At 69.5% G+C, this 13,306-nt stretch carries 11 protein-coding genes; 7 read left to right on the top strand and 4 right to left on the bottom strand.

All coding sequences use genetic code 11. From position 1 onward, the window contains the following. Positions 1-37: 37 nt before the first annotated feature. A complete protein-coding gene (locus tag OG254_RS01950; protein ID WP_405576694.1) occupies positions 38-778 on the bottom strand; it encodes a VOC family protein in 741 nt (246 codons plus the stop codon). Between the two features lie 118 nt (positions 779-896). On the opposite strand from OG254_RS01950, the gene OG254_RS01945 reads away from it, so the two are divergent. Together OG254_RS01945 and OG254_RS01940 are read left to right on the top strand one after the other, a co-directional pair. After that, the gene (locus tag OG254_RS01945) at positions 897-1,898 is read left to right on the top strand and encodes a DUF4239 domain-containing protein (protein ID WP_405576692.1); all 1,002 of its coding nucleotides are present in this window, start codon (positions 897-899) and stop codon (positions 1,896-1,898) included. 7 nt (positions 1,899-1,905) lie between these two features. Next, on the top strand, positions 1,906-3,264 hold the full coding sequence (locus tag OG254_RS01940) for an ABC transporter substrate-binding protein (protein WP_405576690.1): 1,359 nt from the start codon (positions 1,906-1,908) through the stop codon (positions 3,262-3,264). Between the two features lie 46 nt (positions 3,265-3,310). Here the strand turns inward: OG254_RS01940 and OG254_RS01935 are convergent, their stop codons facing one another. After that, positions 3,311-4,819: an endonuclease/exonuclease/phosphatase family protein gene (locus OG254_RS01935; protein ID WP_405576688.1), complete on the bottom strand. Its 1,509-nt coding sequence runs from the start codon at positions 4,817-4,819 to the stop codon at positions 3,311-3,313. A gap of 286 nt (positions 4,820-5,105) precedes the next feature. Between OG254_RS01935 and OG254_RS01930 the strand changes: the two genes are divergently transcribed. The 4 genes from OG254_RS01930 (at position 5,106) to OG254_RS01915 (ending at position 8,800) form a co-directional block, all read left to right on the top strand. Continuing rightward, entirely contained in the window at positions 5,106-5,612 is a 507-nt protein-coding gene (locus tag OG254_RS01930; protein WP_147998802.1) for a SigE family RNA polymerase sigma factor, read from the top strand. Between the two features lie 20 nt (positions 5,613-5,632). Continuing rightward, the gene (locus OG254_RS01925) at positions 5,633-6,109 is read left to right on the top strand and encodes a hypothetical protein (protein ID WP_405576685.1); all 477 of its coding nucleotides are present in this window, start codon (positions 5,633-5,635) and stop codon (positions 6,107-6,109) included. A gap of 106 nt (positions 6,110-6,215) precedes the next feature. Beyond that, the gene (locus tag OG254_RS01920) at positions 6,216-7,499 is read left to right on the top strand and encodes a glycosyltransferase (RefSeq protein ID WP_405594796.1); all 1,284 of its coding nucleotides are present in this window, start codon (positions 6,216-6,218) and stop codon (positions 7,497-7,499) included. Beyond that, the gene (locus OG254_RS01915; RefSeq protein ID WP_405576683.1) at positions 7,499-8,800 is read left to right on the top strand and encodes a glycosyltransferase family 39 protein; all 1,302 of its coding nucleotides are present in this window, start codon (positions 7,499-7,501) and stop codon (positions 8,798-8,800) included. The genes OG254_RS01920 and OG254_RS01915 overlap by 1 nt, the downstream gene beginning before the upstream one ends. Before the next feature lie 36 nt (positions 8,801-8,836). Here the strand turns inward: OG254_RS01915 and surE are convergent, their stop codons facing one another. Both surE and OG254_RS01905 read right to left on the bottom strand, forming a co-directional pair. Next, the gene (gene surE, locus OG254_RS01910) at positions 8,837-9,742 is read right to left on the bottom strand and encodes a 5'/3'-nucleotidase SurE (protein ID WP_405576681.1); all 906 of its coding nucleotides are present in this window, start codon (positions 9,740-9,742) and stop codon (positions 8,837-8,839) included. A gap of 114 nt (positions 9,743-9,856) precedes the next feature. Beyond that, positions 9,857-11,098 (bottom strand): MFS transporter, encoded by a 1,242-nt coding sequence (locus OG254_RS01905; protein ID WP_405576679.1) that lies wholly within the window; start codon positions 11,096-11,098, stop codon positions 9,857-9,859. A gap of 511 nt (positions 11,099-11,609) precedes the next feature. On the opposite strand from OG254_RS01905, the gene OG254_RS01900 reads away from it, so the two are divergent. Then, positions 11,610-13,217 carry a carboxylesterase/lipase family protein gene (locus OG254_RS01900; RefSeq protein ID WP_405576677.1) on the top strand — a complete coding sequence of 536 codons (1,608 nt, stop codon included), beginning with the start codon at positions 11,610-11,612 and terminating at the stop codon, positions 13,215-13,217. Positions 13,218-13,306: the final 89 nt, after the last annotated feature.

Below are 13,306 nucleotides of genomic sequence, written 5' to 3'. Positions count from 1 at the left end.
CACCGAGCGAGGGCACAGGCCCGTCAAAGGCTCCGCGTCAGGACACGGCGAGGACGCAGAACTCGTGGCCCTCCGGGTCGGTCAGGCACGTCCACGGGACGTCGCCCTGGCCGAGGTCGAGGTCGGTGGCGCCCAGGGCCCGCAGCCGGTCCACCTCCGCTGCTTTGTCGTCACCGGGGTACGGCAGCAGGTCAAGATGGACGCGATCCGGCACCGTCTTCACGTCGGGCGTGCGGAGGAACTCCAGATACGGGCCGACACCCTTGGCGGAGCGCAACACCGCATGTCCGTCGCTCACCTCCTGCAGGGCCCAGTCCGTCGCCTCGCCCCAGAACCGGGCCATGGCCCGCGGATCCGCGCAGTCGACGACCACCGCGGCGATCGGCCCGGTGTCCCGGTAGACCTCCCGAGGCTCCAGTACGCAGAACTCGTTGCCCTCCGGGTCGGCGAGGACCGTCCATGGCACGTCGCCCTGCCCCACGTCGGCGGGCGTGGCACCGAAGGCCTTGAGTCGCGCGACCAACTCCGCCTGATGGGCAGCAGAGGTGGTGGCGAGATCGAGGTGCACACGGTTCTTGGTCGTCGTCTTGGGTTCCGGGACGGGAACGACGTCAATGCCGACGACGACCGGGTCCGGCCAGACAATGCCCCCGACGGGCCCGACGTACGTGGTCACGCCAGGGCTGTAGGCACTCCAGCCGAGCGCCTCCGCCCAGAACCGGCCGACCGCCAACCCGTCAACAGCCTTCATGTTCACCTGAACCGGTCGCAGCGCCATGCCCACGATCCTATGCACCCGTAGTGCAACGACCTCCGCGACAGGGCTTCCTGGCTTCCCGGCGCGGTCGGGCGGGGCCCACTCCTGCTGATGCAGTTCGTGTCTCGTAAGTCCGTTCGTGGAATTCGGCGTTGACGTCGCCGGATCGCCCCCCATCGGTCAGCGCGACCCTTTTCGCTGCGTAGCCACAGCTACGCCTGGGCATCTCTCTGCCGTGCCTGGCGGATTCCTGCATGTCCCGGCCTGGGCCCAGGCCCTGGTGTTGGCTTTCGGATTTCTCGCATTCGGATTGAGTGGTCTTCTCGCGCGTCCCTGGTTTCGGCGGCACTTCGACGACGATTCCGACCACGACGAGCGCGTCACCTTCCTCGTGGAGGTCGTCGGCGTCTTCTACGCCCTGCTGGTCGGGCTGGTGGCGGTCGGCGCCTACGACCACTACGTGGAGGTGAAGAGGCTGGTCAATCAGGAAGCCTCACAGCTCACCACCGTCTATCGCGCGGCTCAGTCATTTCCCAACAGCCGCCGCTGCCGACTCCAGTCGCAGGTACGCAATTACGCCGAGAACGTCATCGACGACGTGTGGCCTAAGCAGAAACAGGGGGAGATCGAGGAGGACCGGGGGAGACTGGACGCGGTGTTCGAGTCGCTGATGTTCTACAAGCCGCAGAATGAACAGGAATCCAATGCCCAGTCCGTCACGCTCGAAGCCTTCAACGATTACAACAATCTTCGTCGGGAACGGCAGGGCGAGGTGGAGATCGGTCTGCTGCCCGTCCTCTACACGGTCATATTTCTCGGCGCGGCCGTGACCCTCGGGGCGACCTGGGGATTGGTCGGCGTCAGACTGATCGACCACATGGCCATCACCGGCCTCCTGTCACTCTTCATCGGCGTCTTCCTGTCCCTGATCGTCGCGCTGGACTACCCCCTCCAGGACAGCAACTCGATCCCGCCCAAGCCCTGGCAGGTCGCGCTCACGAAAGGAATGGGGGTGCCCCCCGAGGGCCAGAAACAGGTGTCCACCTACTTCGGAGAGTCGACGGCGGACCGGGTCCCGGGCTGTCTTCTGAGCGTGTCCGACTACGTGTCGTTCGCGAACTCGGAGCGACTGCCGGAGTGAGGTACTGATGCCGAACAGGCGCGGTGGGCGACTGACCCGGATGGCGCTGTCGGGAGCCCTGCTCGCCTCGCTCGCCCTCGGCCCGGCCGCCTGCACAGGGAACTCCGCCGACGAGGACGGCACGACGGTCACGGTGGCCGCCGTCGACTTCATGCGCAACATCGACGAACTCGTCGACGACTTCGAGAAGGATCACCCCGACATAAAGGTGAACCTCGTGTTCCTGCCCGAGAACACGCTGCGGGCCCGGGTGCCGAAGGACATCGCCACCGAGGCCGGCCACTACGACGTCGTCGCCATCGGCCCCTACGAGGCACCGATCTGGGCATCGCGGGGATGGCTGACCCGCCTCGACACCTACGCGGCCCAAGGCAACTACGACATACGGGACTTCATCCCGACCGTACGCAAGGCGCTGTCGTACAACGGCCGCCAGTACGCGGTGCCGTACTACGGTGAGTCGTCCTTCCTCATGTACCGCGAGGACCTCTTCGCGAAGGCCGGCCTGACCATGCCGGCGCACCCGACCTGGCAGCAGGTCGCCCGGCTGGCGGCGCAACTCCACGACCCCGGCAGCGGCGTCGCCGGGATCTGCCTGCGCGGCGGCCCCGGCTGGGGGAACCTCCTCATGCCGCTGAACACGGTGATCCTGACCTTCGGCGGCCGCTGGTACGACGAGCACTGGAACCCGCGGCTCACCTCGCCGGAGACGACGAAGGCGGTGCGGTTCTACGTCGACCTGGTCCGCCGCCACGGCCAGCCCCACGCCTCCGAGAGCGGGCCCGCCGACTGCCTGGCGACGATGCAGCAGGGCAGGGCGGCCATGTGGTACGACAGCACGGCGCTCGCCGGCCATCTCGAGGACCCGAGGCACAGCAAGGTCGCCGGCAGGATCGGCTACGCTGCCGCGCCGGTGGTGCGCACGGCGAGCTCGGGCTGGCTGTGGGCCTGGTCGCTGGCCATCCCGGTCACCGCCAAGAACCCGCGGGCAGCCTGGGAGTTCGTCGCCTGGGCAACCTCCAAGGGCTACCTCAAGCGCTACGGCGAGAGGCTCGGCTGGGTACGCGTGCCACCCGGCAGCCGCCTGTCCACCTACCGTCTGCCGCAGTACCGGAAGGCCACGCAGGCCTTCGTCGAACCGACCCTGAACGCGCTCGCCGCGGTGAACCTCAAGCGCCCCGGCATGCATGAGCAGCAGTGGACCGGCATCTCGTACGTCGGCATCCCGGAGTACGCGGGCCTCGGCAACCGGGTGTCCGCGGAGATCTCCGCCGCGATCGCCGGCCGGCAGACGGTTGATGAGGCGCTGGCGAAGTCGCAGTTGTTCGCGCGGGACGTGGTTGAAGGCGGCGGATACCGGGGGTGAGCCCCGGCCTCCCGGGCGGTGGGAGGCCGGGGCCGGTGGGGGAGTGTCAGCCGACCTTGAACACGGTCAGTACGGCGGCGTGGTCGGAGGTCCAGAGGTTGTTGGCGGGGTTGGTCTGGGACGGGTTTCCGGTCCAGAGCGTCTCGGACGACAGGACGGTCAGCGGGCCCTTGTAGTGGACGAAGTCGATCCGGTCCTGCGGCTCGGGCTCACCGGCGTGGCTGTCGTAGCCGTAGCCGCCGGTGAAGGTCTTGTAGACCGGGGACCACGTCGCGCCGGGGTCGGTGGCGGGGTTCGGGTGGGCCTGACGGTAGGAGTCGGTGAGACCCGCGTTCTGCACGGCGACCGAGGTGGGCCACGGGACGGCGCCGTAGCCACAACGGCTGTTGGCCGCGGTCCAGTCGAGATGGGAGGCGGCGTTGAAGTCGCCGACCAACAGCACCGGAGTCGACGCCGAGGCTGCGAGGTCGCCGTTCATCGCGGAGACGATGGAGGTGATCTGACCGGTCCGGCCCGAGGATGCCTCGCGGTCCTTCAGCTGCTGCACGGTGAGGTGGCCGAAGCAGGCGTCGTACGGGCCGTACGGGGTGTAGCCGAGGTGGGCGCTCCACAGCCGCAGCGACCGGGAGCCGAGGTCGATGGTGGCGGCGACGGCCGAGCCGGCGACCGTGGGCGTGGTCGCGGTGATCGGGTAGCGGCTGATGACCGCCTGGTCGCTGTTCTGGTAGTAGCTCCAGCCGAGCGCGGAGGCGATCTGCTGGGCGGCCGTTCCGCCGTTCTCCTGCACGCCGACGACGTCGACGTCCTTGTCGAGCAGGAACTTCAGTTCCTTGTCGAGCCCGCCGTTCACCATCGTGCCGCCGTGCCACAGGTTCCAGGTCAGTGCCTTGAGCTGCGGGACGAGCACACCGGACTGGACGCGGATCGTCACGGTGGCGTCCGTGGTGTTCCCGGCGGAGTTGGAAGCCCGCACCCCGACGGTCACGGTTCCCGCCGCTGTGGGCGTCCCGGACACCACACCCGCCGAAGACACGGACGCCCACGCCGGGCCGGAGGTCTTGCTGAACGTAAGCCCGGTCGTGTTGCCCCGCACGAGACCGGCGACCGTCGCGCTGTAGGGGGCAGAGACCTTGCCGTTGCGCAGCGGGAACGCGGATGACACCCACGACGGCGCGGCAGTGTCCACCACCCTGAACGAGACAGGCTGCGCGAGCCAGGTGTACCCGTCGTTGTGGAGGTAGTACAGGACGTAGTTGCCGGGGGTCAGGCCGGTGGTCGACAGCGAACTCGTGCCGCTCGTCCCGGGCGTGTACACCCACTTGGTCGAGGGCCCGACATAGGTCTGGTTGACCGGCCCGTTCCCCGGATCGGAGTAGAGACCGACCCAGTTCTTGGCGTTGTTCAACGTCGTCGTGTAGCTGAACGAGACGGGCGAGCCTGCCGTGACGGTCGCCGAGGTCACGTTGAGCGTGCCGGTCGGCGCGGCGGCCTGGGCGGGTCTGATGAACAGCAAGGCGGCTGCGAGAGCCATCACAAGTGCCAGGAGTCTGCGCATGGGCGCTCCTTGGGGAGAGGGATGGGCGCCCACGGTGACCTTCGGAGGTGGAATTCCGATGGCCTCCAGTCGACTTCCCGCCCAAACCGAGCCAACTTGTCTGAACAAGTGAGCATCTCTCTGTCTCGATTTCCCTGTACCCCCCGGACTCTTCCCCTCGTGCTGCGCACTATCGCGACGGGCTTCCCGCTCATGTGTCCCACGTCACACGCTCCAAGCGCAGCGTTCCACCCGCCCCACAGTCTTTTCCAAGGTGTAGGGAACCGGCGACAACAGGGGCGTGTGAATGGAGCGGGCTCGGGCCGGTGAGTTCGATGAGTTTGTGGCGGCCCGCTGGTCGGGCTTGTTCCATCTCGCGCGGCTGCTCACCGGAGGGGATCGACATCGGGCCGAGGACCTGTTGCAGGAGTCCTTGGTCAAGTTGTGGTTCGTGTGGGCGAAGGTCGGCGAGGAGGCGCCCGAGCCGTATGTGCGCAAGGTGATGGCGCGGGCCGCCGCGCGGTCGGCGCGGCGGCGCTGGTGGGGCGAGCGCCCCGTCGAGCAGGTGCCCGACATGGCCGTCACCGGCGATGTGTCCGCCACCGTCGCCGAGCGGTCCCGTCTCGAGGCCGCCCTCGCGCAGCTCACGGCCCGGCAGCGGGCCGCCGTGGTGCTGCGCTACTACCAGGATCTGCCGGACCGGCAGGTCGCCGAAGCGCTGGGATGCCCGGTGGGCACCGCCCGTTCGCATGCCGCCCGGGGTGTGGCGCGGCTGCGGCAGATCTTGGCCGACGTCAACGAGCCGGTGGGGTGAGCCATATGGAGGACCTTGAGATGGATCACTTCGAGCGGCAGCTCGCCCTGATGATGCGGTCCACGGAGGAGCACACCCCTTACGAAGTCCGGCAGCAGGAACGGCTGCATGAGGGCGTACGGGTCCGGCGCCGGCTGCGCGCCGCCCGGAACGCCGCGGGCTCCGTCCTCGCGGTCGCCGCCATCGGGCTCGTGCTCCTGCTGCGGCCCGAGGGCACCGAACACGTCGAGCCCAGTTCCCCCCGCCCCGAGCCCGCAACCAGCCCCACCAGCTCAGAGCCGGGCCCCTCGCCCACGCTGACCTCGACGCACTCGCCGAGCGCGCCACCCTCCACGGCGGACGGCGGCGCCGCCACGACCACGTCCCCGCCTCCCGCGACCGAGAGCGCCACGACCGGGGCCACCTCGCCGCCGCCGACCGGCACCACCGAGACGGCCTCACCGCCGGTGAGCACCACGACCGAGCCCGCCTCGCCACCGGTGAGCCCCACCCCGTAAGCCCCGCGCCGCGGTTCCTGAACACCCCCGCCCGCCGGTGACTTCGGCATGCCCTGACGCATAGCACAGACAAGGACGAACAGTGACAAGTTCCCGGGCGGTTGTGATGCCGGACCACGAGGATCGCGAAGACGCCGAACGACGAGAGGTGGTCCTCCAGCGTCCCCTTCCCTGCCGTACGCCCATATCGGCCCCCCACCACGAAGCCGTCCTCGACGTCGTCGTCCCCGTCTTCAACGAGGAGGCCGATCTCGAACGGAGTGTGCGGCGGCTGCACGCTCACCTGCAGGACCGCTTCCCGTACTCCTTCCGCATCACCGTCGCCGACAACGCCAGTACGGACGCCACACCCCGGATCGCCGAGCGACTGGCCCGCGAGCTGCCCGAGGCGCGGTGGCTGCGGCTGGAGGAGAAGGGGCGGGGGAGGGCGTTGCGGGCCGCCTGGGAGCGGTCTTCGGCGCCCGTGGTGGCGTATGTCGATGTCGACTTGTCCACCGAGCTGGCCGCCTTGCTGCCGCTCGTCGCGCCGCTGATCTCCGGGCACTCCGATCTCGCCATCGGGACGCGCCTGGCGCCCGGTGCGCGGGTGGTGCGCGGGCCCAAGCGTGAGTTCATCTCCCGTGGCTACAACACCCTGTTGCGCTCCACCCTCGCCGTCGGGTTCTCGGACGCGCAGTGCGGGTTCAAGGCCGTACGGCGTGATGTGGCCGAGCGGCTCGTGCCGTTGGTGCGGGACGAAGGGTGGTTCTTCGACACCGAGTTGCTGGTGATCGCCGAGCGGGCCGGGCTGCGGATCCACGAGGTGCCGGTCGACTGGGTCGACGATCCGGACAGCCGGGTCGACATCCTCGCCACCGCCCTCGCCGACCTGCGCGGCATCGTCCGGATCGGCACCGCCCTCGCCCGCGGCACCCTTCCGCCGGCCGGGCTGCGGCGAGCCGGAGCGGACGGCGGCCCTGCGCAACCACCCCAACTTGCTTCGCAGCTCGTCCGGTTCGCGGCCGTCGGCGTCGTGAGCACCCTCGCCCACCTGCTGCTCTACGCCGCCCTGCGCCCGGCCGCCGGAGCGCAGGCCGCCAACGCGCTGGCGCTGCTCGTCTGCGCCGTAGCCAACACCGCCGTCAACCGGCGGCTCACCTTCGGCGTGCGCGGCCGGGGCGGGGCGCTGCGCCAGCAGGCCCGGGGCCTGGTCGTCTTCGGCGTGGGGCTCGCCCTGACCAGCGGGGCGCTCGCCGTGCTGCACCACACCGTCCCCGACGCGGGGTCACGCGTCGAACTCGCCGTACTCGTCGCCGCCAACCTCGCCGCGACGCTACTGCGGTTCCTGCTGTTCAGGGCCTGGGTGTTCGGCACCGCCGCCCGCCGCCGACGGACGGGATCCCACGCCTGATGAGTACGACGACCCCGCGGCACGCCGACTCGCCGCCCGCCTGGAACGCCAGGCCCACGGACCCGGCCGCCGCGCACCCGCCCGCGACCGGCCAGGCCTCGACCTCACGCCAACGCGCCCATCTCCTCGCCCGCCGCTACGGCCCCGTCCTCGCCCTCTACGGCTCCTTGAAGCTCATCGGCTTCACCGTCTTCATGTGTCTGCTGGACGCCACGGGCACCTTCCGCGACAAGCATCCACGCTTCGGCGGCGGCGCTCATGCCTGGGACGTACTCGCGACCTGGGACGGCTGGTGGTACCGGCAGGTCGCCGAGCACGGCTACGACCCGGCCCTCGTCCCCGTGCCCGGCGCCAAGGGTCTGATCACGCTCGAGGGCAACTCGGCGGCGTTCTTCCCGCTCTACCCGGCGTCGATGCGACTGGTATCCGAGGTGACCGGGCTGGGCTCGTACGGCGCCGGGATCGTCGTCTCGGTCGTCGCCTCGTTCGTCGCCGCGCTCGGGATCTACGCCATCGCGGCTCAACTCGGCGGTCGGCGAAGCGGGTTGGCGGCGGCCGGGCTGTGGGCGGTGTGGCCCGGGTCGGGCGTCGAGTGGGCCGTCTATTCCGACTCCCTCTACGTCGCCCTCACCGCTTGGGCCTGCCACGCCGTGATGAACCGGCGCTGGCTCACCGCCGGACTGCTCACGTGTCTCGCCGGCCTCAACCGCCCCACCGCCGGCGCCCTGATCGCCGCCCTCGGCGTCGCCGCACTCCTCGCGCTGCACCGGCACCGACGGGAGGAGGGGATCGTACGGCCACTGGCGGCGCTGGCGATCGCACCGCTCGGGCTCGTCGGCTACCTGGGCTGGGTCGGACACGAAATGGGCGACTACGGCGGCTACTTCAAGCTGCAGGACGGCGCCTGGGCCCACTCCTTCGACTACGGCAGGCATACCCTCGACGTCCTCACGTCCGTCCCGGTCGGCCGCTTCGACTATCTCTCCCACTTTCCCTTCGCGGACATCGTCGGCGTCGGCGTCGTACTGCTCGCCCTGATGACGCTTCCGCTGCTGATCCGGCGGCGGCCGCCGGCCGTGCTCGTCGTCTACACGGTGCTGACGTTGGCGCTGATCCTCGGCAGCCAGCAGATCTTCGCCAACGTCTCGCGCTATCTCCTCCCTGCCTTCCCGCTCTTCCTGCCTCTTGCCTTCACCCTGCGCCGCCTCAGCCCGCTGATGATGTGCTGGCCGCTCGGCATCGCAGCGGTGGCCTCGGGGTCGTACGCGGGGTTCGTGCTGTTCGAGCTGGGGGTGCCGTAGGGCTTGCTCGTTGTTGGCGCCAGGCACCCCCCCCGCTTACGGCCGCAGGCCGCTGAGCAGCGTCGCGGTCCTGGCGAAGGTGTACGGGCCGGTGTTCCAGTCGGGGGAGATCGGGGTGATGGAGACCTTGAGGGCGTTCACGGCTTCGACGTCGGCTCCCTTCGCGGCGGGCTGCTGGACGACGTTGACGTTCACCTTCCACGTGCCGTCACCGTTGTCGGTGTAGTCGGCCTTGAGGAACTGCTGGGGGTCCTGGGTGGTGAGGGCGGTGTCCTTGGCTGTCCCCGTTCCGTCCTTGCCGATCACCGGGTGGTTGACGTTGAGGCCGACACCTTCGGGCAGGAGACGGCCGGACGTCGCGTGGTCCTTGAGCCGATCGATGAGCTTGAGCGTGAAGTCGCTGGTCGGCTTCATCGCGTTGACGGTGGGCTCGTAGACGGGCGCGGAGAGACCGCCGGTGCTCACCGCGATGGCGGGCACGCCCTGTTCCAGTGCGGCGATCGCACCGCCCACCGTGCCCGAGTGCGTGGCCAGTCCCGCGACGTTCGGGCCGAAGTTGGTGCCGGAGACCACCAGATCCGGCGCCCGGTCGGCGAACACCTCGGAGAGGCCGAAGGCCACCGAGTCGCCAGGAGTGCCGTCGACGGCCCACACGCGGGGTTCCGGGTGCTTCACCGTCACCGTACTCGCGCTCGATATCTTCGTCCCCGCGCCGCTCTGGTTGGTGAGCGGGGCGACCATCGTGACCTCGTACCCGGCGGTCGTCAGCCGGTCGAACATGATCCGGATGCCGGGTGCGTTGTAGCCGTCGTCGTTGGTGAGCAGGATGCGCAGCGGACCGCCGGTGTCGCCCGGCGACGATGCCGTCGCCGGCGTCGAGACGCCCAGAGCGGGCACGCACAACAACAGGGCGGCCGGCGGCAGAACTCGCTTGCGTCTCATGGAATGCTCCTTGGAAGCGTGAGGGTCGAGGCAGGACCGGCGGACGCACGAACCCTCGGCATGCGTCCGCCGGGGTAGGGATCCCGGGCGCGGGGCGGGCGGCCGAAGCGGATGTCAGCGCACTTCGCGAATCGGCAGGATCGCCAGGGCGCCGAGGAGCGCGAGGGCACCGCCGGTCAGGAAGAGTGGGCCGTAGCCCCCCGCGACGGTCACGACGGTCGAGGCGACGAAGGGGGCGATGATCTGGGGTCCGGCGTTGGCGATGTTCAGGACGCCCATGTCCCGTGCGGCGTCCTCGGCCTTCGGCAGCACCAGGGTGACGAGGGCGGTGTCCACCGCCATGAAGCAGCCGAACGCCAGGCCGTTGAGGACGCTGAACGCCAGCATGCCGGGCCAGGTCGGGCTGATGACGGGAATCACGGTGACGAGGCCGGCGAGGGCCGCCGATACGCCGACGAAGACCTTGCGCCGGTTCCAGCGGTCGGACAGGACTCCGCCGACGACGGTCGAGATTGCCATGGCCACCATGGACACGGGGGTCAGGACCGCCATCGCCTCGGTGGGCTGCATGCCCTCCGGCAGTGCGATGTGGTCGTCCAGGATGTACAGCTGGTAGCCGACGACGGAGAAGTAGCCGAGGACGAGCAGGGCCCGTCCGATGAAGGCCCAGCGGAAGTCGTGGTGGGACAGCGCGGAGAGGAAGGCGGCGATCTTGGCCTGGCGGGACACCTCGGGCGCCGTCCGCTGCTGGGGCACGTCGCGGAAGAAGAACGACAGCAGCGCGGCTGACCCGGCGACCATGGCGCCCAGAATCAGGTAGCCCGTGGTGAGGTTGCCGGCCGTACGTGAGGCGATCAGCACCCCCAGCGTGCCGCCGACCGGCAGAGCGAGGCCGACGAGTGCGGAGGCGGCCCCGCGCCGGGACTGAGGCACCCTGTCGGGCACGATGGCGGTCACCGCGGCCTGGTACGTGTTCATGGTCGCCTGCACCAGGCACCAGCCGATGCCGAGCAGGAGCGCCGTACGGACCGTGCCGAGGAAGACCAGACCTGCGCACGAGAGGAACGCCCCGCCGAGGATCCACGGATTCCGCCTGCCGGAGCGGTCGGAGAGTGCGCCCGCGATCGGGTTGAAGGCGGTGGCGAAGATCGCGCTGATGCCTCCGATGACGCCCAGGACGGCCACCTTGTTGGCGGGGTCGATCGACGCGATCTGCGTGGGGAGGAGAACGGAGCCGACTCCCATGTAGACCGCCAGCATGGAGGAGTTGGCGATCAGGAGAGCCAGCAGCAGCCCTCTCTGACGGGGCGTTTCGGTGGCCGCCTTCTGCGGCTGGATCAGCTCGGCGGCGTTCATCGTGACCCCCGTGCGGTGGGGCGGGCGCTTGAAGCGCGAGGGGACGGGGAGACAGACATGTCGACTCCTCAGGAGGTGGTGCGGGGGCAGGGCGCCGGAGGGGCCGCCAGGCTGGGTGCGGCGGGTACGGAACGGATGCACCCCAGAACGATCTAGTTACACGTGTTACCTAGTGGGCAGACATTGTGTAGCACCCTTCGCCAGGCTGCGCCAGGGTCGAGTACGAGCCGTTCGATGTCGTGACCTGTCGTCGGGCCGCCGACGTGCGGGGGCCGGTCGGGTGCGCGAACGGCGCCTGCCGAGTCGGAGTCGCTGCTCGCTCGTGCTGTCCTCGGTGGGGCCGGGGCTCGTCAACTCCCTTGATGTGGCAGTTGGTTGCGTGCTCGTGCGGCTCCGTGGGGCCGGTCCTGTTCCTCGGCCTCTGGGGGTGACCGCTGTTGTGTGGTTCGGAGCGGAGGAGTCGTGTAGCGAATGATTGACGTCCGTAAAAAATAATGCATACCGTGTGTGGATGGGGCGTGCCTCGACGCAGGCCCTCCAGTCGGGCCCCCGGGCGCGGACGATGAAGGAGAGACGGACCATGACTGACCGATCTGCTGTCGGTGCACCCTTTGTGGATCTTCCCGCGGGCCGTATGCGAGGGGGCACGGAAGGCGGCGTCGCCGTCTTCAAGGGAGTGCCCTACGCCGCCCCACCCGTAGGGGAACTGAGGTGGCGGCCTGCGCAGCCTCACGCCGGGTGGACCGGTGTCCGGGAAGCGGTGGAATTCGGACCCAGCGCGCCGCAGCCGTTCATCGAGGGGGGCGACCCGGTGCTGGGCGGTCACGGGTTCCCGCCGTTCGACGACGACTGTCTGACCCTCAATGTGTGGACACCGGCGGCCGACGACGCCCGGCGGCCGGTCATGGTGTGGATCCACGGCGGAGGCTTCGTCTCAGGATCCGGGTCCCTGCCCTACTACTCCGGCGAGACTTTCGCCCGCGACGGCGACATCGTCGTGGTGACCCTCAACTACCGTCTGGGCCCGCTGGGTTACCTCTACCTCGGCCCCGGCCACGGCGAGCCGGAGCCGGGAAACTTTTGGCTCACCGACCAGCTGGCCGCCCTGCGCTGGGTGCACGAGAACATCGCGCACTTCGGCGGCGACCCGGACAACGTCACGGTTGCCGGTCAGTCGGGTGGCGCGCTGTCCACCGCGGCGCTGGCGGGGCATCCCGCTGCTCAAGGTCTGGTCCACCGGATCATCCTCCAGAGCCCTCCGTTCGGGCTGGCGCTTCCCGACCCCGCGGGCTGTGCCGAGCGCACCGACATGTTCCTCAAGGCCGTGGGTGTGAGCGACGTCGAGGCGCTGCGGCAGGTCCCGTGGCAGCGACTGGTCGGGGCGACGATGGCGCTGTTCGGGCCGTGTGCCCGTTGGGGGTACTGGCCCACGCCCTTCCTCCCTGTCATCGACGGGATCACGCTGTCCCGTCACCCCGTCGAAACCCTGCTCTGCGACGGCGCCGCGGACATGGACGTCATGATCGGCTGGACCCGCGACGAGGCCAACTTCCATTTCGCCCTCCCGGGGGCCGGCTATGAGTCGGCGACCAGGAGGCAGGTGCTCGACCGGATCGCGGACACGTTCGGAGACGGTGCGCCCGAGGTGTATGCCGCCTATGAACGCACCCGGCCCGGTTCACGGCCCGTGGATGTTCTGATGGATCTCGTCAGCGACGAACTGTTCCGCGTTCCCGCCCTGCAGCTGGCGGAGGGCCGGGCGGAGATGGGGCGGCCGGTGTGGGCGTATCAGTTCGACTTCGCGACGCCCGCCCACCAGGGTCGGCTGGGGGCGGCCCACTGCCTTGAACTCCCCTTCGTCTTCGGCAACTTCGACAACTGGTCCGGAGCCCCGTTCCTGGAAGGGGTCGAATCCGGCGTCCGTCAGGGCCTGGCGCGCAGCATGCACCAGGCATGGATCTCCTTCGTGCGTGACGGACGTCCTGACCACCCGGGACTCCCGCAGTGGCCGCCCTACGAGGCTGGCTCTCGCTCCACGATGCGCTTCGACTCGGTCGTCTCGGCGATGGACGATCTGGCCGGTCACTCCCGCCTGCTGCACCTCGGTGCATCCCGATAGTCGCTCTTGCAGTCGCTCTTGTCGTCGCTCTTGCGAAATCGCCCTACAGGCCCCCTTCCCTCTGGTCGGTTACACGAGTAACTTGAGGT

Source organism: Streptomyces sp. NBC_01092 (assembly GCF_045039535.1).
Lineage (GTDB): Bacteria > Actinomycetota > Actinomycetes > Streptomycetales > Streptomycetaceae > Streptomyces.
Note: the sequence above shows the minus strand (reverse complement) of the source record. Positions and strands in the feature narration are given on the sequence as shown.